The following is a 24823-nucleotide window of genomic DNA, read 5'->3' on the forward strand; positions in this document are numbered from 1 at the left end:
CCTTCGACCACCGACCCGTGTCCCGCGGATCAAGAAAGGCACGACCTGCCCATGCCGAACGAGCACCGGGTAAGCCTCACCAAGGCGTCCGCTTCAGGTTCCACCCCTCGTTCGAGGCGCCGTGCCGCCCTCGGCCTTGCAGCCCTCGCCTCCGCGGCCGTTGTGGGCGCGGCGCTCTTCGTCTGGGAACCGTGGGGCGACAGAACACCGTTCACAGCCCGCGATTACGGAGTGCTGGGAGCAGCGTTGTTCGTGGACGACGGCGACGGCTCGTGCCATGCGAAGGTTGAGGCAGCGCGGGAGAAACTGCTCGGGGAGGACAGACGAGTCCTGGCGACGGGCAGCTCCCAGGGCGGCGAGATCCTGTCGTCCGAGTACGGAGACCTCGCCGGCAACTGTCTCGTCTATACGGAGTTCACTGGTGTTCCGGCCGGCGAAGACGCCTACTTCGTCGTCTCGGGCGAGCGGCTGTACACAGCTGACGGCAAGGAGCTGGGACCGGCCGAAACGACGGAGGCCTCGTTGCGTCAATCCCTGTCCGAGGCCAAGGAGCGATGGTTGAACTTCAAGGATCCCGTCGACTGACTAGGCCAGGATGCGCGCAGGGAAGGATCCGCGGGAGATCAGCGGCAACTGTCCCTTCGGCCCGGAAATCCGGAGCTGCCTGCCCTGGTGAGCCGCGACCCTGATGGTCGAGGATGCGGCGGTGGCGAGGGGAATGAGCTGTGACAACTCGTCCCGCGCGATCCCTGTGACCACCTCGTTGCCGCAGACCAGGACGGCAAAGACCAGCGGTGCCGGTTCGGAGCCGATTCTTTTCTTGTCCTCGCCGGAGAAGGTGAAGAAGTAGTCCCCCGGTCCCTTGCCGTCGTTGTACTTGATGAACAGGTGGCGGTCGTGGTTCACCACGTAGTGCCCGTACTTCACGCTTGCGCGGTTGAGCGCGGTGAACTTCTCCGAGTCGGCGATCGCCACCAGCGCGGCACCGTGCATGAAGTCCTTGTGATCAATCACTGTCGTCCCCTCCGGTCGGCCATGGATCGATGAACGATCACCAGGACGGACGCATCAGCGCGGAAGTCAGTTCTGCTGACGACTCGAATTCAGCGCCTCGCCGCAGGACCGCACATACGCGCTGCCTATATCCCTCGCTCATGCTCCCGAACGTAGGTGAAGCCGCGAGGCAGTTCGTGGGGCCCCGCCAGGCCTGCTCGCTTGTGGTCCTCCCGGTAAGCCGCTCTCGCCTCAGGGCTCGCTTCCTTGCCCAGGTGTCCGATGCGCATGAGGTGTCCCGCCACGCGATGGGCGCTCACGCTGTACGCGGTGCCTACGTCATCCCGGAGTTCTTCACGTTCCGCCTCTCGGAGCGTCGGGGTGTAGCAGAGCAACGGAACCGGTGTGTCCCCGCGTCGCGCCGGATAGTGGAGCATGCCCGCGCGGTTGACGCCGCCCTCCTCCCACGTGAGGATCCTGCGGGAGAGGAGCCGGTCGATCGCACCGTTGACTTTTTTCACCGGAGGCCGCTCCGACCGCGCACGCTCGCTGGTGTTCCGGAGCAGTGCCTCCCGCGGAAGCAGTGCCCGGCCCTTCTCGTCGAGGTACCCGAGCTCGCGCAGCGCGATCAGCACGAGTTCCTCCACCCGGTCCACGCGGGCGTCGAAGGCCGCGAGTTCACGGGTCATGATCTTCGGGTCGTAGGCGTAGCGGACCACGGTGCCGCCGAAGACGACGGGCTTGTCGAGCGGGGTGTAGGCCAAGCGGAGCTCCCTCCAGGTGTCCCACCGCACCGACACGCGTGTCCCGGGAAGGACGAAGGGCTGCCACGTCAGTCCTGTCAGTAGAGGCAGATCACCCTCTGTCCGGAGCTTGATCCCCTTCTGCTGGTCAAGGATCCCGATGCGGTGACGCCCTCGCAGGAACTTGAGGTCCAGCGGTTCCTGAGGCGCTGCTCGGTCGGCCATCTCGGCCGGCACGGGACACGTGCCGTGCAGCAGATGCTCGGCACGCACGTGGAACTTCCACTCGACCGTCAGGCCGGTGTTGACCACCGAGTGGGGCAGTCCGCTGTCGAGTTCCTCGACGACGACCTGAGTGAGATCTTCCGTCCGACGGAACGGCGGTCGGGTGTCCACGGCCGCCGACGGAGACGCGGTGGCCGCCGGAGGCTGGCCGGCCTCCACCGCCGACGCCTCGACGCGCCCGTAACAACCGTTGCACAGCAAGGTGCTACCGCGTACAGCGGCAAGACGTGCTGTTTTCTTCTGTGTGCACCGCGAGCAGGTGAAGGACGCGACCGCCTCCAGCCGGACGAGCTGTATGCCGCCATGAGGCGGGTAGGCCCTCACGACCTTCCTGCCGAGAAGCTTTTCGCCGACCTTCATGATCACCCACCCCTGAATGCACTGACCGCCGCGATTCTCCCTCAACCGTGACAGGCGGACTCGAGCGGCAGAACAGTCCTACCGGTGTACGCCGGTGCCGTCAGGCCCCTACGACCGCGGACCGGAGGTCCTTGAGGAACAGCCCGTCCAGCACCTCCCACTCCGTCGCCCGGTCCACCACCTCCACCGTCCGGCCGTCCAGGGTGGGCGTGGCGCGCGGGTCCTCCGTCGGCAGCAGCAGCCACAGGCCGTGCGGGGTGTCCGCAGGGCGGCGGGCCGCCTGCTGGAGGCCGGCCAGCAGCTCACGGCCGCCGGCGTCCCAGTAGCGGGCGATCAGACCGGCCTCGTGCAGCAGGACCACCGAGCGTGGGCCCGCCCCCTCCGCGACGTCCACGACCCGCTGCCGTACCCGCTCCGCCGCCAAGCGCGTGTACGAGGCGAGCGCCGCGCCCAGCGTGCCCGTCGCCGTGAACTTCGCGTCCGCCTTCAGCAGCGCCTGCCAGCGCACCGACTGCTCCTCGGCCAGCCCCCGCAGCGCGTCCAGGAACACCGCGCTCAGCGAAACCGCCGCCGTGTCGTACCGGGCGGCCAGCGCATGGGCGACACCCGGAAGGTCCGGCCCTTTGAGGGTCAGCGCGAGAAAGCCGCCGAGGCGACGGGACTCCGTCAGCCGCGCGGACAGCGCCTCACGGGGGTCACGGCCCTCGGCGATACGGCCCTGGGCCGCCGCGTACAGGGAGCTGGTGCTGGTCAGCACCGAGGACGACAGGGCCAGCCGACTGCTGCGGCCTTCCTCGGCCTTCGGGAAGAAGCGCCGTCGCTCGGTGTCCCAGTCCAGCGGAAAACCCGCCTCGGCCAGCGCCTCGGACAGCTCGACGTACGTCGTCTCGTCCAGCACGGCCAGCCCGGGGAACCGCGCCCGCACCCGGGACAGCAGGTCCTCGAGCGGTATGCCGCTCTCCGGCCGGACCCCCGCCGCGGCCTGTGAGATGCGCAGAGCCCGGGAGAGCCCCAGATCCAGCGGGAACAGCTCCAGACGCGGCGAGAACGCCACCCCGCCCGCCATCGACGCGGCCAGCTCCACCAGCCGGGTGTCGGCGAGCGGCGCCATGCCGTCCGGAGCCGCGACGGCGCGCAGTTCACGCAGCACCGTCGTCCGGCCGGGCAGCGGTTCCCGGCGGGCCAGGTCGGCGGCCGTCTCACCCAGTGCCGCTGCGTAATCGGCGAGTTCGGCGGGGGTCGGATCGTCGGAGCCCGGCTGGTCCTCCAGCGCGACGACAACCCGGCCGCCGCGCCGCTGCACGGCCAGCCGCGCGGGTGCTTCGGCCGGTTCACCGGAGGCGGCCGAGACCGGGGCGTCGTCCCGCTTACGGATCTCCGCCTCGACCGCCGCGCGCACCACGGCCAGCGCCCTGGCCAGGGACACTGCGGGAGCACCGGCCCCTGCACCGTGCCGGGCCCGCAGCTCTGCCGCCAGCTCCTCAGCCGTGGACACCCGGTCCCGCTCGGTGAGGACAGCCACCACTTCGTCGCGCACTCGGCCCAGCCACGGCATCGCCGCCCACTGCTCGACGGCCACCTGCTGGTTCTGCGACACCGTCGGCTGGCTGATGCCCAGCGCCTTCGCGATCAGGCTCTGCGCCGGCCACGGTTCCAGCGCCTCGCCGGCCTCAAGCACGCCGGGCAGCTGGAGCGTCGTCCGGACGACGTCGGGGCGCGGCCGGGTCCGGCGCTTGTCCTCCGGTGGCGTGAGCCGGGCGGCCAGGGTGTCGACGGACTCCAGCGCCTCCTCGGGAGCGTCCGGCTCCAGGGGGACCGGCCGCTTCGGCGTGGGACGGCGGCGCAGCGCCTGCGTCCACTGGCGGTGACGGCGGTTCAGCTCCTTGCGGATCGCGTTGCCCGCGCCGCGGGCCCGGGAGATGAGGTGCGGGGGGATGTCGAGGAGCTGCTCGACCGTGTGCGCCTTCAACCCCTCGGCGACCGACACGGCACGCGGAGACAGACCGGCCGCCGCGAGCGGGGTCTTCAGCGTCGCGGCCTCCGCGGCCTGCTCGCGCACGTCCTCCAGGTCCTCCGCGCTCAGCCCGACGGTGGCCGGAGTGGTCGCGGGATGAGCGGCGTCGGCGGTCCGGAAGACCTGCCGCCATGCCTCCTGCAACTGCCGCAACGAGTCGAAACGCTGCTCCACGTCCCGGTGCAGGGCCCGTTCGAAGAACCCCTTCAAACCCTCGCTGAGCGCCTGCGGGAACAACTCGGCGGCGACGTGCGGGACGGCGTCGGCGGTCATGCGGGGATCGCTCTGGCCGTCGCCCCACACAGGACGTTCGCCCGACGCCATCTCGTGCAGTGTGACGGCCGCGGCGTACCACTCGGCGTGGTCGTCGTACCGGGAGCGGCCGGCCCCGCCGAGGAACGGGTCGAGATAGCCGCGGGTGCCGGCGTGCACGTCCTGGTCCGGGGCGTCGGCCAGGGAGAAGTCGAACAGCATCAACTGCCAGGAGCCGTCACTGCGCTTGAACAGACCCAGGTTGTCCGGCTTGACGTCCCGGTGCCGCACGCCGCGCGCCGCCAGCGCGTCCAGCGCCTGGAACAGGTCGTTCCCGAACCGCTCCAACTGGTCGTACCCCAGAGGGCCCTGGTCGCGGAGGCGCGCGCCCAGGCTCACCGGCTCCCGGTCGTTCGCGCCGCGGTAACCGCCCGCGTACTCGATCTCCAGGACCGTGTGCCCTGCCAGCTCCCTCGGCTCGGCGAGCAGCTTCACGATCCGGCCGCCGCCGACCTCCTTGAGGGCCTTCGCCTCCGCGTACAGGCGGGCGTCCTTCTCCCGGTCCAGCGCGACCTTGAAGACGCGGAGTTCCTCCTCGCCCTCCGGCAGCGGCCGGCGCACCAGGAGCGCCCGGGCGGTGGCGCCCGTGCCGAGGACCCGGGCCACGGTCCAGCCGTCGCCCAGCGGCTGCTCCGGCTGCACGGTCAGCGGATCGGCCGCCGGCCCTGCGGACGGTTGCGGTGCCGCCGCGTCGGCCTCAGCCGCGGCCAGCAGCTCCAGGAACTCGTCGACGGAGGCGAGCCGGTCCCGTACATCTGCGGTCGTGGCCCGGTAGACCAGCGCGTCCAGGGCCGAGGAGACCGAATCGGTGACCGCGTAGGGGTGCAGTCCTCCGTCGCTCTGCAGCCGTTCCAGCAGCGCGCTGCGCCGGTCCGCGGGCGGCCGGCCAGTGAGCAGCAGGTAGGCGAGCGAACCCAGGCCGAACACATCGAGATCGCCGGGGTCGGCGAACTCCTGGTCCGTCTCCGGCGCGAGGTACACCTGTGCCGTGTCGGCGATCAGACCGGCATCGAGCGGGGTGTCGCCCAGGGAGCGGTGCAGCGTCGTCTCGAAGTCGCGGGCTGCGGTCTGCCAGTCGGCGATGCGCAGCACCGGTTCGCTGCCGTCCTGCCTCGCCGACACGTAGACGGAACGGGCGGCGAGCGCCCGGTGGTACAGGGAACGGTGGTGCGCGTAGCGGACCGCTTCGGCGAGCTGCCGCACCAGGTCGAGCCGCACCGCAGGGGTGAGCCGGCCGCCGTACGCATCGAGATAGGCGTCGAGCCGCAGATCGCTCTCGCGGTGCCGGAAGAGGATCGCCGGACCGCCCTGGTGCTCGCGGATCTGTGCCGCCTGCACGATGCCGCGGTGACTGATTCCCTGGAGCACCTGGTACTCGCGGCGGGCCGCACGGTCCACCTTCGCCCGCTGCTCCGCGGAGGCGGCTTGCCCGGCCAGGTATATGCGGACCCGACCGCTCTCCTGCACCAGCCCGTCGTCCCGCACCGCCAGCCGGTCCTCCCAGCCGGGGCCGGCGTCCAACGCGCGCGGCTGGAGTTTCCAGTCGTCACCGAACCGCAGGTGGGCGGTGGAGTGACTGATGCCGATCCGCTGCATCAGCTGTTCGAGGCGCTGGCCGATCACCGGCGTGATGCGCCAGCTCTCTCGCTCCGGAGGCCGGCCGAGCAGGTCGTCCCAGACCTTCGGCAGTCCGCTCGCCCCGTCGTTGCGGCCGTAGACGGAAGTGCGCTGGAACTCGTCGAGGCCGCTGACCAGGCCCTGATCGTGCAGGAAGACCGCAGGCTTGATGAAGGGGACCTGACGGGGATCCATCCCCAGCGTGCGGGCGGCCCGCTCCAGCTGTCCCTTCAGTTCCTTCGCCTTGAGGTCGGTCAGATGCAGCGGGTTGCGCAGCGTCCGTACCCGGTCGTCACCGTGGAACTGCCAGGTGTCACCGTGGTTCACGACGCGGCCCGGGTGCCCCTTGAGCTCCAGGAGGTAGACCCCGCCGGGAACCGCGATCAGCACGTCGCACTCGTTGATCCGCCCGGATGCCCCGGTGAACTGGAACGTCGCCCACGCCCGGTAGGGCTCGGTTCCCGGCATCAGCCCGCGAAGGTGGTCCAGCCCTTCCTGCTCCCACCGGAAGCCCGACCGCCGCGGCTGGAACCAGCGCTCACGGGACGCGGGAGCGGTCGGCTTCGGGGCAGCGGGCACCGAGCACCTCCGGTGGACAGCGGGTGGGAGGGCCCGTACACGCTGCGGCGTGGTGATCCTCCCCTGACGACAGGTGCAAAATCCTAGTCGTCCCCTCTGACAGCGTTGCCCGTCCGGCAACGAGGACGTGGCGAGGGCCGACAGGGCGAAGGACGATCCGTCGTGTCGCGCCGGGAGTTGTTCGCGGGGGAGCGTGCGCCGGCAGTCGTCCTTACCCCTTCCTTGGCCCCGGTGGGACGAGGGCCAGGGGGAGGGGCGGGGAGACGCTGTGGGAGTACCGGCACGACTGCTAGGGGTCCCGAGGTCGGCCACCCGCACACGGGGGACGAGCAGGAACTGCGCCGCGGTTCGGAGCACGGCTCCTGCCGGGTCTCGGACGACGGCCGGTTCGTGTGTGGGCGCATGTTAGTGGCCGAGCCAGGGCCGGGCGGCTGGGAGGAGCGCTGGGTCGCCACGAGGGGGTGTTCTACGACCTGGAGGTGGACACCCACACACTGAGGCCCTGATGTGCGCGCACCACCGCCGCCCGCATCGGCTGACCGGCGGAGCCCCGCCGGATCAGAGGTCCACCGGCTCCAGCGCCCCCAGCTCCGCCATCAGCCCCAGCCGGTCGTACTCCCACCAGCCCTCGACGATCTTGCCGTTGTCGCCGAAGCGGAAGATGGTCGTGCCCGTCATGGTGACGTCCTTGTTCGTCGCCGGGATGCCGAGGAAGTCGGCCCGGTGGGTCGCTTTCCAGACCCAGCGGGTGCACACCCGGTCGCCCTCGGCGATGTGGTCCTCGACGCGGAAGGTGAAGTCGAAGCCGCCGCGCCACTCGTCCAGCTCGCGCCGGAGGTGGTCCAGGCCGAGCACGTCCTGCTCGTTGGCCGGATCGTGGCCGTGGTAGTGCTCCTCGACCAGACCCGACAGCCCGGACAGGTCATCCGCCGTGACCGCCACCTCGAAGAAGCGCCGCGCCGTGTCCGTGTTCAGCTGGGCGTCGCGCACCACGTCCAGGTCCGTGAAGGTGGGCATCTCGTCGCAGAGGGCCACCATCTCCCGGAAGATCCGGTCGGTCTCCGGCAGCTGCGAGTTCCGCATCGCCTCCTCGTACGACGGGAACTCCACGATCTCGACGACGTGCGACGCGTCCGAGCGGTCCTTGCCGACCACCGCGTGCGTCGCCGTCCTCTTCCCCTTGGTCTGCTCGACCCACCGGTCCATGAGCTGGTCCATCTCCTCGAACCGGCTCGTCTTGCAGTCGATCAACTGTACGAAGGTCATGAGGTCGCCACCTCCGGCACCCGGGGCCGGGTGTCTCGGTTCGGGTGTCCTGTCCCCTCCATCTTCCTCCGGGGAGCGGCCCGCGTCCCGCCGTGACCGTGCGCAGGGCGGAGTGCCCGAGGCGCACCCGTGGCCTGCCGGGACCGTACTTCCGCCCGTCCGCGTCAGCGAGGCCCGTACTTCCGTCCCGTCCGCGACGAGATCCCGCCCAGCAGCCCGCGCGGGACCAGCTTCGACGCCCCCATCAGCACCTTGTACCGCGGGTCCGGGACGGACAGCGACTTGCCCCGGGCCAGGTCCGCCAGCGCCGCCGCGGCGACCTTGTCCGCGTCCAGCCACATCCACCGGGGGATGTTGTCCGTGCCCATGCCGGCCCGCTGGTGGAACTCGGTGCGCACGAAGCCGGGGCACAGCGCCATCAGGCGTACGCCGTGACCGGCCAGGTCCTGCGCCGCGCCCTGCGTGAACTGCACGACCCACGCCTTGGACGCGCCGTACGTCCCGCGCGGCACGAACGCCGCGGTCGAGGCGACGTTCACGACCCCGCCGCGTCCGCGCTCCCGCATCGCCTCCACCGCCGCCGACGTCAGCCGCAGCACGGCCTCGCAGTGGACCTTGAGCATCATCAGCTCGTCGGACATGGGGACCTCGAGGTAGCGGCCCTTGTGCCCGAACCCGGCGTTGTTGATCAGCAGGTCGACGGGGTTACGGCGGTCGGCGAGCCGGCGCTCCACCGCCTCGATGCCCTTGTCCTCGGCCAGGTCGGCGGTCAGCACCTCCGCCTCGATGCCGTGGCGGTCGTGCAGCTCGGTCGCCTGTTCCCGAAGCCGGGCGGTGTCCCGGGCCACGAGCACCAGGTCGTGGCCGTCGGCCGCCAGCCGCCGCGCGAACGCGGCACCGATTCCCGCCGTCGATCCCGTAATCAGAGCCGTTGTCATGGCCCAAGAGTAGTTACCCGGAGCGGAGCCGTCCGCTCTGCGGTGCGGGCCGACACCGGGCCTCCAGGACACGCGCCGACGTACGGTCAGACCTCCACGGCCGCGCCGGACTTCTTCACATGCTCCCGCGCCTTCCCCAGCGCCTCCGGGTGCAGCGCGTCCCCCGCCGCCAGCAGCCGGGGGAGCAGGGAGCGCTCCGTCGTCACCGCCCGGAACTGGAGGGCCACCGTCACGTCGTGGTCCGGGCGGTGGACGATGCGTACGGCGTCCCCCGCGCGCACCTCGCCAGGCGTGATCACCCGCAGGTACGCCCCCGGCGCGGCCCGCTCCGTGAACCGCCTGACCCAGCCCTCCTCACCCAGATGGCCCTGGAAGGTGCGGCACGGGATACGCCCGGACGTGACCTCCAGGACGACCTCGGGGCCCACGGCCCAGCGCTCGCCGATCAGCGCGCCGGAGACGTCGACGCCCAAGGTGGTGAGGTTCTCGCCGAACGCGCCGGCGGACAGCGTGCGGCCCAGCGCGCGCTCCCACTCGTCGAGGTCCTCGCGGGCCACCGCGTACACCGCCTGGTCGTCCCCGCCGTGGTGCCGCGTCTCGCACACCGCGTCCCCGGCCAGACCGCTCCCGCCGATGCCCTTCGCACCGGGCGCCGACACCCGCACCGGCCCCTCCACCGGACGCTTGTCGATACCGGTCAGGCCGTCGCGCTGACCCGTGTAGGGGACGGGCTTCGGGCGGCCCAGGTTCACAGACAGAAGCTTCATGCGGTGCACGGTAGGGCATCCACGTCAAAGCTTCGACGCATTTATTCCTCATTGATCAAAGGCGGGCTTATCCCTGTGGGTATCCTGGCGGTGTGATCGAAGCCCGCCACCTCCGCGTGCTGCGCGCCGTGGCCTCCACCGGTTCCTTCTCCGCCGCGGCCCGCGACCTGGGGTGCACCCAGCCCGCCGTCAGCCAGCAGATGAAGGCGCTGGAGGCGTCCGTCGGCACGCCGCTGCTCATCCGCACCGGCCGCGAGATGCGGCTGACCCAGGCCGGTGAGGCGCTGGTGCGGCACGCGGCGGGCATCCTCGCCGGGCTCACCGCCGCCGAGGAGGAGGTCGCGGCCATCGCCGGACTGCGCGCGGGACGGGTGCGGCTGGTGTCGTTCCCCAGCGGCAGCTCCACGCTCGTGCCGACCGCCCTCGCCGCACTGCGTGACGCCCACCCCGGCACGCGCGTCTCCCTGGAGGAGGCCGAACCGCCCCGCTCCGTGCGGATGCTGCGCGAGGGCGACTGCGACGTGGCCCTCGCCTTCCGCTACGAGGGCGCGGCGGGCGCGGAGGAGTGGGACGACCTGGTGGTACGGCCGCTGCTGTCGGACCGGCTGGTCGGGCTCGTGCCGGAACGGCACCGGCTGGCCCGCGCGGGGTCGGTCGCCATCGGCGAACTCGCGGGGGAGCCGTGGATCGCGGGCTGCCCGCGCTGCAGGGGGCAGCTCGTCGAGGTGTGCGAGACGGCCGGTTTCACCCCGCGCATCGACTTCGCGACGGACGACTACCCGGCGGTCGCCGGTCTGGTCGGCGCGGGACTCGGGGTCGCGGTCCTGCCGCAGCTCGCGCTGGAGTCGCTGCGGCCGCGCGGCGTACGCACCGTGGACCTGGAGCCCGCCGTACGGCGGGAGATCGTCGCGCTCACCCTGCCGGACCTCGCCCAGGTGCCCGCGGTCACCGCGACGCTGGAGAAACTGGCGGCGGCCGCCGCCAGGTGACGGAAGCCGGCCGACGGCGACGGGCCGGCAGCGGGCGGCCGACGGATCAAGGGCACGCGAGCGTGCCGGGGCTCTTTTCTGGAGAAACGTTCCTTCAGGTGTTCGAGGCGGTGGCGTGTCCGCCGGCGCCCGACGCCGACACCAGCCGGTTGCGCGCCCGCCCCATCAGTTCTTCGCGTTCGTCCTCGGTCAGGCCGCCCCACACGCCGTACGGCTCGCGCACCGCCAGCGCGTGTGCGGCGCACTCGGCGCGCACCGGGCACCTCATGCAGACCTCCTTGGCCGAGTTCTCGCGTGCGCTGCGGGCGGCGCCCCGTTCGCCCTCCGGGTGGAAGAAGAGCGAGCTGTCCACCCCGCGGCAGGCAGCCAGGAGCTGCCAGTCCCACAGGTCCGCGTTCGGTCCGGGAAGGCGGGAGAAATCTGCCATTGCGTGACCCCTTGTAGCCGTTACTGGGCGGATCCGGTGTCCACGACCGTACAACTACGATCAAAGGAGATGAAAATATGACTCATTGCGAATCTAGCTCCGGACACCATCGAAGGGGAAGAAAAGGGTCTAAATGGGGCATGGCTTGTGGTGAAAGTCGGGGGGTACGTCGCGCATGTCTCCACCGTGAGCACCTCCTCACGTAGAGTGCCGAAGATGGCAGACGGCCCCGTAACTCTTTCGAGTGACCGTCGTTGAGAGTGCGAGGCGGTTGAAGGAACAAGCGCTCGGGCGGGCGTCCGAGACGGTCGACCGCAAGGTGACGATTTCGTACCAGCCTGGAGGCTCAAGGTGACGCGCATCAGCTGCGGAGGGCGGCCATGACTTCCGTCCTCGTCTGCGACGACTCCCCGCTTGCCCGAGAGGCGCTCCGCCGCGCGGTCGCGACCGTGCCCGGCGTCGAGCGCGTGACGACGGCGGCCAACGGCGAGGAAGTCCTCCGCCGCTGGGGCGCCGACCGCTCGGACCTGATCCTGATGGACGTGCGCATGCCCGGTCTGGGCGGCGTGGAGACAGTACGGCGGCTGCTTTCCGCCGACCCCGGAGCACGCATCATCATGCTCACGGTCGCCGAGGACCTGGACGGCGTCGCCCTGGCGGTGGCCGCCGGGGCCCGCGGCTATCTGCACAAGGACGCCTCCCGCGCGGAGCTGCGCGCCACGGTCACTCAGGCGCTCGCCGACCCGACCTGGCGGCTCGCCCCGCGCCGGCTGCGCTCGGCCGAGATGGGCGCTGCGCCCACGCTCACCGCGCGTGAGATCCAGGTGCTGGAGGGGATGAGCCACGGCCGCTCCAACGCGGAGATCGGCCGCGAGCTGTTCCTCTCCGAGGACACGGTGAAGACCCACGCGCGCCGTCTGTTCAAGAAGCTCGGCGCCTCGGACCGGGCCCACGCGGTGGCGCTCGGGTTCCGGTGGGGCCTGGTGCGGTAGGCCGTCCCGTCCTTCGGACCGGGCCGGCCGGGCTGCGGTGCGCCGTACCGGCGCGGGGTCCGGACACGCTTCCGGGCCCGGATCCGGTGAGCTGTCGTCCGGGTGGACGCGGTGCCGGGGCGTCTCGGGCCGCGGCGGGACCCGCGGAAGCGGTTCGCGGGCGTCGCGCGGTGGTCGTACGACGTGTCGAGTGCGCGCGGCGGTCCGGTGCGGATCGTCCGGCAGGACGTGGGCGGCCCAGCTCGCGGTCCCGGGTTCGGTCGCGGTGTCGTGGGCGGGCGGCAAACGTTCCCCTCGGGACGTGGGTGCTCGCGGCCACCGGACGGACGGTCGCGCACCCCGCGCCCGTGACATCCCGCACTGTCGTGTGCCGTGACGGACGCCTCGTACCTCCGTGCACAGGCCCCTCGTCCCGCGGGCGGGCCTGCCGCGGAGCGGTCCGTGGGCCGCTCGGGGCGTGGGCCGGCCCACAGGGCGGACGTGGTGTTCGCCGCGGCCGGGAAGGACCCACTGCTCGTTTCGCGGCGGATGCCGCATCCTTGAGGTGTGGAGTTCCTCGGGGACGAGTCGGTCGAGCGGAAGGGGAGGGCGCGAGGGATGAGTTCCGGCGCACCTGCTCATAACGCTTCGGTGCACAACCAAGGACACGGTGCCACGGACCCCGCGTCCGCAGGGCACCATGGACCGATGCGCGACGACGAGGCGGGCACGGCCCACGGGGCGATCGGTGCGCTCGTCCACCGCGCGGTCGACGGAGACGAGCAGGCCACGCACGATCTGCTCGCCCACGTCCACCCCCTCGCCCTGCGCTACTGCCGCACCCGTCTCTCCCGTCTGCCGGGCGACGCCCGGCACTTCGTCGAGGACCTCGCCCAGGAAGTCTGCGTGGCGGTGCTGCTCGCGCTGCCCCGCTACAAGGACACCGGCCGGCCCTTCGAGGCGTTCATCTTCGCCATCGCCTCCCACAAGGTCGCCGACCTCCAGCGCGCCGCCATGCGGCACCCCGGTTCGACCGCCGTGCCGTCCGACGAGATGCCGGAGCGGCCCGACGACTCGCTCGGCCCGGAAGAGCGCGCCCTGCTCAGCAGCGACGCCGAGTGGGCCAAGAAACTGCTGGCCAGCCTGCCCGAGAACCAGCGCGAGCTGATCCTCCTGCGCATCGCCGTGGGGCTCACCGCGGAGGAGACCGGCCAGATGTTGGGAATGTCACCCGGCGCGGTCCGGGTGGCGCAGCACCGCGCGCTGAGCCGGCTGCGGGCCCTGGCGGAGCAGTAACGCCCGTCCCCGCGCCGCCTCTTCGTGAGCGCGGCAGCGCATCAGTTGCATATGAACGGACGATCAGCCGTTCCCGTACGAACCTACGAAGCCGGGGACCGTGCGGAACCGTGGAATGAGACACCCGCGCTTCCCGTTAGCATGGACATCCGCACCGATCAAGGCCATTTGGGGAAGGTGTCATGACTGCCAACGTCGACGGAGTGCCCGGAAAATTCGCGACACTCGGGCTGACCTACGACGACGTGCTGCTGCTGCCGGGCCCGTCGGACATGGCACCCGACGAGATCGACACCGCCTCGTACGTCTCCAAGAACGTGCGGGTGAACATCCCGCTGCTGTCCGCCGCCATGGACAAGGTGACCGAGTCCCGCATGGCCATCGCGATGGCCCGCCAGGGCGGCGTCGGCGTGCTGCACCGCAACCTGTCCATCGAGGACCAGGCCAACCAGGTCGACCTGGTGAAGCGGTCCGAGTCCGGCATGGTCACCGACCCCATCACGATCCACCCGGACGCCACGCTCGGCGAGGCCGACGCGCTGTGCGCGAAGTTCCGCATCAGCGGCGTCCCGGTGACCGACGGCAACAAGAAGCTGCTGGGTATCGTCACCAACCGTGACATGGCCTTCGAGACCGACCGCTCCCGTCAGGTGCGCGAGGTCATGACGCCGATGCCGCTGGTGACCGGCAAGGTCGGCATCTCCGGCCCGGAAGCCATGGAGCTGCTGCGCCGCCACAAGATCGAGAAGCTTCCGCTGGTCGACGACGACGGCGTCCTCAAGGGCCTCATCACGGTCAAGGACTTCGTCAAGGCCGAGAAGTACCCCAACGCCGCCAAGGACGGCGAGGGCCGCCTGCTGGTCGGCGCCGCGGTCGGCGTCGCCGGTGACGCGTTCGAGCGCGCCCAGGCGCTGATCGAGGCGGGCGTCGACTTCATCGTCGTCGACACCGCGCACGGCCACTCCCGGCTGGTCGGCGACATGGTCGCCAAGATCAAGTCGAACTCCTCCGGCGTCGACGTGATCGGCGGCAACATCGCCACCCGCGACGGCGCCAAGGCGCTCGTCGACGCGGGCTGCGACGGCATCAAGGTCGGTGTCGGCCCCGGCTCCATCTGCACCACGCGTGTCGTCGCCGGCGTCGGCGTCCCGCAGGTCACGGCGATCTACGAGGCCGCGCTGGCCGCCAAGGAGGCCGGCGTGCCGGTCATCGGCGACGGCGGGCTGCAGTACTCCGGCGACATCGCCAAGGCGCTCGTCGCGGGCGCCGACACGGTGATGCTCGGCTCGCTGCTCGCGGGCTGCGAGGAGTCGCCGGGCGAGCTGATGTTCATCAACGGCAAGCAGTTCAAGTCGTACCGCGGCATGGGGTCGCTGGGCGCCATGCAGACCCGTGGCGACCGCAAGTCGTTCTCCAAGGACCGTTACTTCCAGGAGGGCGTCGCCTCCGACGAGCAGCTGGTGCCCGAGGGCATCGAGGGCCAGGTGCCCTACCGCGGCCCGCTGTCGTCCGTCGTCCACCAGCTCGTCGGCGGTCTGCGCCAGTCGATGTTCTACGTCGGCGGCCGCACCGTCCCGGAGCTCCAGGCCAACGGCCGCTTCGTCCGGATCACCTCGGCGGGTCTCAAGGAGAGCCACCCGCACGACATCCAGATGACGGTCGAGGCACCGAACTACAGCCGCCAGTAGCGGCGGGCTTCCCGAGGGCGGCTCCGGACCACCGGGGCCGCCCTCGCCCGTGCCGCCGGGGCGGTGGGCGCCGCGGCCGTCGGGGATACTGGAAGGCGCTGCAACGCAACAGGGAAAGGCCACAGACGTGACTGAGATCGAGATCGGGCGCGGCAAGCGCGGCCGCCGGGCGTACGCCTTCGACGACATCGCGGTCGTCCCCAGCCGCCGTACGCGGGACCCGAAGGAGGTCTCGATCGCCTGGCAGATCGACGCCTACCGCTTCGAGCTGCCGTTCCTGGCCGCTCCGATGGATTCGGTCGTCTCGCCGGCCACCGCGATCCGCATCGGCGAGCTCGGCGGCCTCGGCGTGCTGAACCTCGAGGGCCTGTGGACCCGCTACGAGGACCCGCAGCCGCTGCTCGACGAGATCGTCGGCCTGCCCGCCGAGGCGGCCACCCGCCGCCTCCAGGAGATCTACGCCGCTCCGATCAAGGAGGAGCTGATCGGGCAGCGCATCAAGGAGGTGCGCGACTCCGGCGTCGTCACCGCCGCCGCGCTCTCCCCGCAGCGCACCGCCCAGTTCTCCAAGGCCGTCGTCGACGCGGGCGTGGACATCTTCGTCATCCGCGGCACCACGGTGTCGGCGGAGCACGTCTCCGGTTCGCACGAGCCGCTGAACCTGAAGCAGTTCATCTACGAGCTGGACGTCCCGGTGATCGTCGGCGGCTGCGCCACCTACACCGCCGCGCTGCACCTGATGCGCACCGGCGCGGCGGGCGTCCTCGTCGGCTTCGGCGGCGGCGCCGCGCACACCACGCGCAACGTGCTGGGCATCCAGGTGCCGATGGCCACCGCGGTCGCCGACGTGGCCGCGGCCCGCCGCGACTACATGGACGAGTCCGGCGGCCGGTACGTGCACGTCATCGCGGACGGCGGCGTCGGCTGGTCCGGCGACCTGCCCAAGGCGATCGCCTGCGGCGCGGACTCCGTGATGATGGGCTCCCCGCTGGCCCGCGCCACCGACGGGCCCGGCCGCGGCCACCACTGGGGCATGGAGGCCGTCAACGAGGAACTGCCGCGCGGCCAGAAGGTCGACCTCGGCACGGTGGGCACGCTGGAGGAGATCCTCACCGGCCCGTCCCACACCCCCGACGGCTCGATGAACCTCTTCGGCGCCCTCCGTCGCGCCATGGCCACCACGGGCTACAGCGAGCTGAAGGAGTTCCAGCGCGTCGAGGTGACGGTGGCGGACTCGCAGCACCGCCGGTAGTCGCCCTCGGGCCACGAGAAGGGGCCGGTCACCTGAACGGGTGACCGGCCCCTTTAACGTCTGCGCCGGGCGCATCATCCCGGAGCCCGCCGCGCGCCCCCTCTCACAACCGGTGCGCCGCCCCGGTGGGGGTCGCGCCCCGGGTGTCCAGGAGGAGCTGTGCCTTGACCGAGAGGCCCTGGAGGTCGTACGTGCGGTGCTGCTGGAGCAGGATCGTGAGGTCGGCGTCGGCGGCGGCCTCGTAGAGGGAGTCGGCGCGGGGGACGGGGCGGTCCAGGACGTTCCAGGACGGGACGTGCGGGTCGTGGTAGCTGACCGAGGCGCCCAGTTCCATCAGGCGGACCGCGATCTCCTGCGCGGGGCTGCCCTGGAGGTCGGCGAGGTCGGCCTTGTAGGTGACCCCGAGGAGCAGCACGCGCGCGCCGCGCGCCGACTTGCCGTGCTCGTTGAGCAGGGCGGCGGCGCGCTGCACGACGTAGCGGGGCATGCGGCCGTTGACCTCCTGGGCCAGTTCCGCCATGCGCAGGGTGCGGCCGGCGTGCGCGGTGAGGTCCTGGGGGACGGTGTGGCCGCCGACGCCCGGTCCGGGGCGGAAGGCGAGGAAGCCGAAGGGCTTGGTCTCCGCGCAGCGCAGCACGTCCCACAGGTCGATGCCGAGGTCGTGGCAGAGGGCGGCCATCTCGTTGACCAGGGCGATGTTGACGTGCCGGAAGTTGGTCTCCAGGAGCTGCACCGTCTCGGCCTCGCGGGGGCCGCGGGCGCGGACCACCTTGTCGGTGATGCGACCGTAGAAGGCCGCCGCCGACTCGGTGCAGGCCGGGGTGAGGCCGCCGATGACCTTCGGCGTGTTGGCGGGGGTGACGTCGCGGTTGCCGGGGTCGACGCGGCTGGGGCAGTGGGCGAGGTGGAAGTCGCGGCCCGCGCGCAGGCCGGACCCGGACTCCAGCAGCCGCAGCAGCGGGCCCTCCGTGGTGCCGGGCGGCACGGGGGACTCCAGGATCACGGTGGTGTGCGGGCGGAGCTGCGCGGCGAGGGTGCGGGCCGCCGCCTCGACCTGGGAGAGGTCGAGCCCGCCGTCCGCGGCCGGCGGGGTGGGCACGCAGATCACGGCCGTGCGCACCCGGCCGAGCTCGGCCGCGCCGGTGGTGACCCGGAAGCCCTGCGCGAGCATGCGCCGCTGCTCGGCGGGGCTGAGGGAGCCGGGCTCGGGGCCGGTCCGGTACCCGACGGTGGGGATGCCGGCGGCGACGGCGGCCTGGGCCAGGGGCAGTCCGAACGGGCCGAGTCCGATGACGGCGAGATCTGCGGGCATGGCGTGGACCGTCCTTCCCAATAGCCGGAGTGCGACAGGTGCGCAAGCGCTGTGCACTGGACAGGCGAGCGCAATGTCAGACTAGGAGTAAATATGACCGATATGTGGGATTGATCGGCTTGTTTTCGGTGAGTCGTTCCGCGGGGCGGTTGTCCACAGCTCGAGGCGGCGTGTGGCTGAAGCCGGGCAACCCGGTCAGAATTTGGGCATGAGGGTGGGAGACCGGGCTTCGCCCGACGGGTGTGGCCGATGCGACCGATGAGCGGGAGGCAGCGGTGAGGACAGCGACACTGGGGCCGGCGCAGCGCGCCGAATCACTGGCGTCCATGGCGGAGCGCGAGCTGGACGTCCTGGTGGTGGGCGGCGGCGTGGTCGGCGCGGGCACGGCGCTCGACGCGGTGACGCGCGGTCTGTCCACGGGACTGGTCGAGGCGCGTGACTGGGCGTCCGGCACCTCCAGCCGCTCCAGCAAGCTGATCCACGGCGGGCTGCGCTATCTCGAGATGCTGGACTTCGCGCTCGTCCGCGAGGCGTTGAAGGAGCGCGGCCTGCTCCTGGAGAAGCTCGCCCCGCACCTCGTGCGCCCGGTGCCGTTCCTCTACCCGCTGCAGCACCGCGGCTGGGAGCGGCTGTACGCCGGGGCGGGCGTCGCGCTCTACGACACCATGGCGATGACCCACGGCCGCGGCCGTGGCCTCCCCGTGCACCGTCATCTGAGCCGCCGTCACGCCCTGCGGGCCGCGCCCTGCTTGCGGAAGGACGCGCTGGTCGGCGCCCTGCAGTACTACGACGCCCAGATGGACGACGCCCGCTTCGTGCTCACCCTCGTGCGCACGGCCGCGGCGTACGGCGCCAGGACCGCCAACGGCGCCCGCGTGACCGGGTTCCTGCGCGAGGGCGAGCGCGTCGTCGGCGCCCGGGTGCAGGACGTGGAGGGCGGCGGCGAGTATGAGATCCGCGCCAAGCAGGTGGTCAACGCCACCGGCGTGTGGACCGACGACACCCAGGCGATGGTCGGCGAGCGCGGCCAGTTCCATGTGCGCGCCTCCAAGGGCATCCACCTGGTCGTGCCCAAGGACCGCATCCACTCCACCACCGGGCTGATCCTGCGCACCGAGAAGTCCGTGCTCTTCGTCATCCCCTGGGGCCGGCACTGGATCGTCGGCACCACCGACACCGGCTGGGACCTCGACAAGGCGCACCCGGCCGCCTCCAGCGCCGACATCGACTACCTGCTGGAGCACGTCAACTCGGTCCTCGCGGTCCCGCTCACCCGGGACGACGTCGAAGGGGTGTACGCGGGGCTGCGCCCGCTGCTCGCCGGCGAGTCCGACGCCACGAGCAAGCTGTCCCGCGAGCACACGGTCGCCCACCCGGTCCCCGGCCTCGTCGTGGTCGCGGGCGGCAAGTACACGACGTACCGGGTGATGGCCAAGGACGCGGTGGACGCCGCGGTGCACGGACTCGACCTGCGCGTGGCGGACTGCGTCACCGAGGAGACCCCGCTGGTGGGCGCCGAGGGCTACCACGCCCTGTGGAACGGCCGGGCCCGCACGGCGGCCCGCACCGGCCTGCACCCGGTGAGGGTGGAGCACCTGCTCCAGCGGTACGGGTCGCTCACCGAGGAGGTGCTGGACCTCGTCGCCGGAGACCCGTCCCTGGGCGAGCCGCTGCGGGCCGCCGACGACTACCTGCGCGCCGAGGTCGTCTACGCCGCCTCGCACGAGGGCGCGCGCCATCTGGAGGACGTGCTGACCCGGCGCACCCGCATATCCATCGAGACGTTCGACCGGGGCACGCGCAGCGCACGCGAGGCCGCCGAGCTGATGGCGCCCGTGCTGGGCTGGGACAGCGGCCAGATCGACCGCGAGGTGCAGCACTACGAGAAGCGGGTGGAGGCCGAGCGGGAGTCGCAGCGGCAGCCCGACGACCTGACCGCGGACGCGGCCCGGCTGGGGGCGCCGGACATCGTGCCGCTGTAGTCCGGGCGACGGCCCCTCCCCCAGGGCACGGGGCGGTTGCCCGGCGCGCCCGGGGGCGCGACTCGGCCATTCGTGCGGCCGGGGACTCGACTCGGCCATCTTTGCGACCGGTTCGGGACCTGCGGCGTGCGAGGGCTCAGGGCTCCCGCGCCCCTGCCGACCTGGGCGACGAAGCGTCAGGCCGGCCCACCTGTGACCGAATCGGTGCGCTTCGGGTCCGCCTTTGTCGGCACCCGTCCGGCAGAGTGGGTGAACGCTTCGTTCCCCCACCCCTCCCCCCGCCGTGTCCGGTGGGTGGACAGGGGCACCCTGGGCGTCGGGCGCTTGTCGGGTGAGGGACAATGAAGGCTCTGTCAGGGCGGGTTGCATGAGGGGACGCATGTCGGAGGCGGAGCGGGCGGGGACATCCCGTCAGGACAAGAGCGCACGTCTCCTCGCCGGGCGGTACCGGCTGGGAGACGTGCTCGGCCGCGGCGGCATGGGGACGGTGTGGCGGGCCGAGGACGAGACCCTCGGCCGTACGGTCGCCGTCAAGGAGCTCCGCTTCCCGTCGAACATCGACGAGGAGGAGAAGCGGCGGCTGATCACCCGGACGCTGCGCGAGGCCAAGGCGATCGCGCGGATCCGCAACACCAGCGCCGTGACCGTCTTCGACGTGGTCCAGGAGGACGACCGTCCCTGGATCGTCATGGAGCTCGTCGAGGGCAAGTCGCTCGCCGAGGTCATCCGGGAGGACGGCCTGCTGGAGCCGCGCCGCGCCGCCGAGGTCGGGCTCGCCGTCCTCGACGTGCTGCGGTCCGCGCACCGCGAGGGCATCCTGCACCGCGACGTGAAGCCGTCCAACGTGCTGATCGCCGACGACGGCCGCGTCGTCCTCACCGACTTCGGGATCGCCCAGGTCGAGGGCGACCCCTCCATCACCTCGACCGGCATGCTCGTCGGCGCCCCCTCCTACATCTCCCCGGAGCGCGCCCGCGGGCACAAGCCCGGACCGGCGGCCGACCTGTGGTCGCTCGGCGGCCTGCTGTACGCGGCGGTCGAGGGCACACCGCCGTACGACAAGGGCTCCGCGATCGCGACGCTCACCGCGGTGATGACCGAACCGCTGGAGGAGCCGAAGAACGCCGGCCCCCTGCGGGACGTCATCCACGGGCTGCTGAACAAGGACCCCGCCCAGCGGCTCGACGACCGCGCCGCGCGGGCCATGCTGACCGCCGTCATCAGCGCGCCCGACGCCGAGGACGCCGACGGACAGCCGGCCGACGCCACCCGCGTCGTGCCGCTGCCCGAGCAGCCCGGCACGCGGGACACCGGCGCCAAGCGGGGCGAGGAGGCCGCGGAGAAGCTGCGCGGAGCGCTGCGCTCCGTGCGCAAGGCCGCGGTGGCGGCCGGCGCGGCCGGCGCCGCCCGCACCAAGTCCGGCACCTCCACGTCCGCCTCCACCCCGGCCTCGGCGTCCGGCGCGGCGACCCGCACCCCGGACGCGACGCCGGCCGCCGCGCGGTCCGCGACCGCCGCGAGCCCCGCCGCGGGGACGGCAGGAGGCGCGCGCGGCGCCGACGCGGCCACCGGAGGCCGCAGTTCGGGCTGGCCCGTGATGACCCCGCCGGACCTCCCCGCGCGGCCCGTGCCACGCGCCTCGATCACCGACGTGGTGCCGCGCCGCACGCTGGTGGTCATCGCGCTGGTCGTGGTGCTCGCCGTGATCGGCACCGTGCTCGCCCTCACCCTCGGCGACGACGAGGGCGGCAAGGGCGCCCAGGGCGCCGGCGGCGACCGGACCGCGGCGGAGAGCACCCCCAGCGCCGAGACCAGGAAGGACGACGAGGACGGCACCCGCACCGACGGCTCCGCCACCGCGTCCACCGGGACGGGCGCGAGCGCCGGAGCCTCCCCCGGCTCCACCGGGACGGGCGGCGGCGCCGCTCCGGGCAGCTCCTCGGACGCCGCAGGCGGCGGAACGGGCGAGGCCGGGGCGGCCACGACGTACCGGGGGAAGCAGGGTTACTCGATCGGTCTGCCCGCCGGATGGACGTACAAGTCGTCCGGCGACGCCGGAGACCGCTTCACCGGGCCGAACGGGCAGAAGCTGCTCATCGGCTGGACCACCACGCCCAAGGACGACCCGGTCGCCGACTGGACGAACCAGGAGCGCTTCATGGTGCGTTCCCAGTACAAGCGCATACGGATCGTGGCGGTGGAGTACCGCGGCTGGAAGACGGCCGACTGGGAGTTCACCTACGTCGACGGCGGCGTCACCTACCGGTCCGTGGACCGGGGCACCGTCGTCAACGACGGTCTGGGGTACGGGCTGTTCTACACGGCCAGGGCCGACGCGTGGGACGGCGAGCAGCGCAAGAACACGTGGCGGACGCTGACGGAGACGTTCCGCCCGAAGTCCTGATCCGCCCGGCCCGCGGATCGGGACGCCAGATGTGGCATCCCCTCTCTGCGGGTTGCCTCCGGCACGTATCGTGAGTGGTTGCGGACCGTACGGAGCGGGAACGGGCTGTCCGGAGAACGGAACTGACCGACCGTAGTGCCGGGGGAGGCAACGTGGACGACTATGCGGGACGGGTTCTCGCCGACCGCTACCGCCTGCCCCTGCCTCCTTCCGACGAGTACGAGCTGACCGAGAGCCGCGCCTTCGACACCTACAGCGGCCAGGAGGTCCTGGTCCGGCAGGTGCCGCTGCCGGAGGCCGTCGAGGCCGAGGTGCTGGACGCCGAAGGGCTGCCCGAGGGCTTCACCGCCCGGGACGGCGCGCGGCGCGGCAGAGGCGTGCCCGGAGGCGGCCAGGGCGCGGTGCGCCGGCCCGCCGACCCGGTGGTGCGGCGGGCCGTGGAGGCCGCGCAGGCCGCGGCGGCCCTGCCCGACCATCCGCGCCTGGACCAGGTCTTCGACGTGTTCGCGGAGGGCGGTTCGCTGTGGATCGTCAGCGAGTGCGTCGCCGCGCGCCCGCTGGCCGCGCTGCTCGCCGAGAAGCCGCTGTCCCCCTACCGGGCCGCCGAGGTCGCCTCCGACGTGCTCACCGCCCTGCGGGTGCTGCACTCCCACGGCTGGGTCCACCGCAACATCACCGCGCGCACGGTCCTCGTCTGCGACGACGGCCGGGTGATGCTCACCGGGCTCGCGGTCGGCGCGGCCGAGGAGGCGCTGTGCGGCTACGACCCGGTGCCGCCCGCCGACGACGAAGGACCGGAGCCGGGCGCGGCGCTCGAGGCGCTCGGCCCGGGCGCCGGAGCGGACGGCGGGCGCGGACCGGCCTGGCCGCCCGGGTTCACCGCCGACCCCGACCCGGACGCGGCGCGCCGCGCGGCCATCGAGGCGCGGGCCGGACGGCTGCCGGGCGGCGGGACCGGCGGCCCCGGCGACCTCTCGCCCGTGGTGGCGCCCCGCGCCCTGGACAGCGCGGGCGACGTACGGGCGGCGCGGGCCGGTGCCATCGCCGCCTACCGCGCGGGCGCCCGGGCCGCGGCCCGCGTGCAGGAGGCCCAGCAGGGCTCCCGCGCGCTGCCGGGGGCGCGCCCCGCCCCCGAGGAGGGCGCCGGGCAGCGGCCGTCGACGCCCCCGGGACAGATAGCCGACCCGTACGGGGCGGCCGCCTCCGGCTGGCACGGGGCCACCCCCCGCATCGGCGCACAGGCGGGCGGCACGCCCGAACCCGCGGCCGCCGCCCCCGAGTCCGGAGTGGCTCCCGCCGCCCCCGCCGGCCGCTGGGACGAGCCGGCCCCGCACGCCCCCGCCCGCCGGGGCCCCGCCACCGCGCTGGCCGCCGAGCGCGCCCGGCAGGCGCGGATGGCCGTCGTCGGGCCCGTCACCGAGCGATGGGCGCCCGAGCAGGCCGGGCCCGTGCACGAGAACTGGCAGCTCGCCCCGCCCATCGGACCCGTCACCGACCTGTGGGCGCTGGGCGCGCTGCTGTTCCGCGCCGTGCAGGGGCACGCCCCCTACCCGGAGGAGTCGACGGCCGAGCTGGTGCAGATGGTGTGCGCCGAGCCGCCCGCCTTCGCCGAGGAGTGCGGCCCGCTGCGCCCGGTCGTGGAGTCGCTGCTGCGCCAGGACCCCACCGAGCGCCCCGACTTCGAGGAGCTGCGCGGCTGGCTGCGGTCGCTGGCGCGGTCCGCGCCCGAGCCGGAGGCGGGCCTGAACGTCATAACGGCCCCGCCGGTCGACGTGGGACGTCTGCCGGTCGTCAGGCGCCGGGGAGAACTCGTGCGCAGGCGGCGCGCCGGACTGCCCGCGCGGCACGGGCGGCACAAGAAGGCCGCGCCGCGCGCCGGTTCACCGCGCCGCCTCGGCCGCACCCTGCTCCTGCTGGTGCTGCTCGCCATGGCGGCGGCGATCGCGTACGCGATGCTGTTCATGCCGAAGGCGGGCGAGCAGACCACCGGGTCGCCCTCCGCCGACCGCACCGGAGCCGTCGGCGGGGCCGCGCCGAGCCCCTCGGGGGACGCGCGCCCGGACGGCGACAACTCCCCGAGCGGAGGCGACGGTCCGCAGACCAGCCCCGAAGAGTCGGCCGCCTCGACCGAGACGCAGACCACCGGCCCCGAGGCCGCCGACGGCTTCACGCTGCGCAAGGACCCCGAGGGCTTCGAGGTCGCCGTCGCCGAGGGCTGGCAGCGCACCGCCAAGAACGGCAGCGGCCAGGTCGTCTACTCCAAAGGCGACTTCGAGCTCATCGTGGTGCCGGGCCGGGACAGCGCCCAGCAGTTCGGCGGCGACCCGATGGCCTACCAGCGGGACGCCGAGCGCGAGCTGCAGCCCTACCGCGACTCCAGCTGGGCCACCTCCACCGGGCTGAAGACCATCGAGGTCGGCGGACGGGTCATGGCCGAGGGCCAGTTCACCTGGACCGGCGACCAGGGCGAGCTGTACGTGCGTAACCTCGCGGCGTTGATCGACGGCCGCTACCACGTGGTGCAGGTGCGCGGCCCTGACAGCGAACGGGACGAGGTGACACGGCTCTTCGAGCAGGCGGCCGCCACGTACCGGCACACCGGCTGACCACCGGCGCGACCGTGAGGGG

General features: G+C 72.5%; 17 protein-coding genes. 9 read left to right on the forward strand and 8 right to left on the reverse strand.

The genetic code is table 11. The features are described from left to right. The first annotated feature begins 51 nt into the window (after positions 1-51). Positions 52-585, forward strand: a complete 534-nt coding sequence (locus tag ACP7TJ_RS20065) for a hypothetical protein (RefSeq protein WP_427764335.1) — start codon at positions 52-54, stop codon at positions 583-585. Here ACP7TJ_RS20065 and ACP7TJ_RS20070 read toward each other — a convergent pair whose 3' ends face one another. From ACP7TJ_RS20070 to ACP7TJ_RS20095, 6 genes are all read right to left on the reverse strand, one after another. Next, positions 586-1014, reverse strand: coding sequence for a hypothetical protein (locus tag ACP7TJ_RS20070; RefSeq protein ID WP_210908068.1), 429 nt, complete (start codon positions 1012-1014; stop codon positions 586-588). A 125-nt stretch (positions 1015-1139) separates the two neighbouring features. Continuing rightward, a complete protein-coding gene (locus tag ACP7TJ_RS20075; RefSeq protein WP_427764338.1) occupies positions 1140-2381 on the reverse strand; it encodes a hypothetical protein in 1242 nt (413 codons plus the stop codon). 100 nt (positions 2382-2481) lie between these two features. Further along, positions 2482-6903, reverse strand: coding sequence for a BREX system serine/threonine kinase PglW (pglW, locus tag ACP7TJ_RS20080; RefSeq protein ID WP_427764341.1), 4422 nt, complete (start codon positions 6901-6903; stop codon positions 2482-2484). Between the two features lie 558 nt (positions 6904-7461). Continuing rightward, positions 7462-8169, reverse strand: coding sequence for an ester cyclase (locus ACP7TJ_RS20085; protein ID WP_093767460.1), 708 nt, complete (start codon positions 8167-8169; stop codon positions 7462-7464). A 164-nt stretch (positions 8170-8333) separates the two neighbouring features. Continuing rightward, positions 8334-9107, reverse strand: a complete 774-nt coding sequence (locus tag ACP7TJ_RS20090) for an SDR family NAD(P)-dependent oxidoreductase (RefSeq protein ID WP_093767459.1) — start codon at positions 9105-9107, stop codon at positions 8334-8336. An 86-nt stretch (positions 9108-9193) separates the two neighbouring features. Continuing rightward, a complete protein-coding gene (locus ACP7TJ_RS20095; RefSeq protein WP_266548431.1) occupies positions 9194-9874 on the reverse strand; it encodes an MOSC domain-containing protein in 681 nt (226 codons plus the stop codon). Positions 9875-9966: 92 nt separating this feature from the next. On the opposite strand from ACP7TJ_RS20095, the gene ACP7TJ_RS20100 reads away from it, so the two are divergent. After that, positions 9967-10863, forward strand: a complete 897-nt coding sequence (locus tag ACP7TJ_RS20100) for a LysR family transcriptional regulator (protein WP_093767457.1) — start codon at positions 9967-9969, stop codon at positions 10861-10863. A 94-nt stretch (positions 10864-10957) separates the two neighbouring features. On the opposite strand, the gene ACP7TJ_RS20105 is transcribed toward ACP7TJ_RS20100, so the two are convergent. Then, positions 10958-11290 (reverse strand): WhiB family transcriptional regulator, encoded by a 333-nt coding sequence (locus tag ACP7TJ_RS20105; RefSeq protein ID WP_006130727.1) that lies wholly within the window; start codon positions 11288-11290, stop codon positions 10958-10960. A 380-nt stretch (positions 11291-11670) separates the two neighbouring features. On the opposite strand from ACP7TJ_RS20105, the gene ACP7TJ_RS20110 reads away from it, so the two are divergent. The 4 genes from ACP7TJ_RS20110 (at position 11671) to ACP7TJ_RS20125 (ending at position 16497) form a co-directional block, all read left to right on the forward strand. Further along, entirely contained in the window at positions 11671-12282 is a 612-nt protein-coding gene (locus tag ACP7TJ_RS20110) for a response regulator transcription factor (RefSeq protein WP_003948568.1), read from the forward strand. Positions 12283-12969: 687 nt separating this feature from the next. Further along, positions 12970-13557: a sigma-70 family RNA polymerase sigma factor gene (locus ACP7TJ_RS20115; RefSeq protein ID WP_093767456.1), complete on the forward strand. Its 588-nt coding sequence runs from the start codon at positions 12970-12972 to the stop codon at positions 13555-13557. A 182-nt stretch (positions 13558-13739) separates the two neighbouring features. Then, positions 13740-15245, forward strand: a complete 1506-nt coding sequence (guaB, locus tag ACP7TJ_RS20120) for an IMP dehydrogenase (protein ID WP_401406919.1) — start codon at positions 13740-13742, stop codon at positions 15243-15245. Positions 15246-15372: 127 nt separating this feature from the next. Then, positions 15373-16497, forward strand: coding sequence for a GuaB3 family IMP dehydrogenase-related protein (locus ACP7TJ_RS20125; RefSeq protein WP_093767454.1), 1125 nt, complete (start codon positions 15373-15375; stop codon positions 16495-16497). Between the two features lie 103 nt (positions 16498-16600). Here ACP7TJ_RS20125 and ACP7TJ_RS20130 read toward each other — a convergent pair whose 3' ends face one another. Then, complete coding sequence (locus tag ACP7TJ_RS20130) at positions 16601-17809, reverse strand: nucleotide sugar dehydrogenase (protein WP_167741047.1); 1209 nt, start codon at positions 17807-17809, stop codon at positions 16601-16603. 275 nt (positions 17810-18084) lie between these two features. On the opposite strand from ACP7TJ_RS20130, the gene ACP7TJ_RS20135 reads away from it, so the two are divergent. From ACP7TJ_RS20135 to ACP7TJ_RS20145, 3 genes are all read left to right on the forward strand, one after another. After that, positions 18085-19791 carry a glycerol-3-phosphate dehydrogenase/oxidase gene (locus ACP7TJ_RS20135; RefSeq protein ID WP_093767452.1) on the forward strand — a complete coding sequence of 569 codons (1707 nt, stop codon included), beginning with the start codon at positions 18085-18087 and terminating at the stop codon, positions 19789-19791. 379 nt (positions 19792-20170) lie between these two features. Further along, a complete protein-coding gene (locus tag ACP7TJ_RS20140; protein WP_427767410.1) occupies positions 20171-22195 on the forward strand; it encodes a serine/threonine-protein kinase in 2025 nt (674 codons plus the stop codon). A 152-nt stretch (positions 22196-22347) separates the two neighbouring features. Then, the gene (locus ACP7TJ_RS20145; protein ID WP_427764351.1) at positions 22348-24801 is read left to right on the forward strand and encodes a protein kinase domain-containing protein; all 2454 of its coding nucleotides are present in this window, start codon (positions 22348-22350) and stop codon (positions 24799-24801) included. Positions 24802-24823: the final 22 nt, after the last annotated feature.

Origin of the sequence: Streptomyces sp. DSM 41931, from assembly GCF_050271085.1 — a bacterium.
Taxonomy (GTDB): Bacteria; Actinomycetota; Actinomycetes; order Streptomycetales; family Streptomycetaceae; genus Streptomyces; species Streptomyces albogriseolus.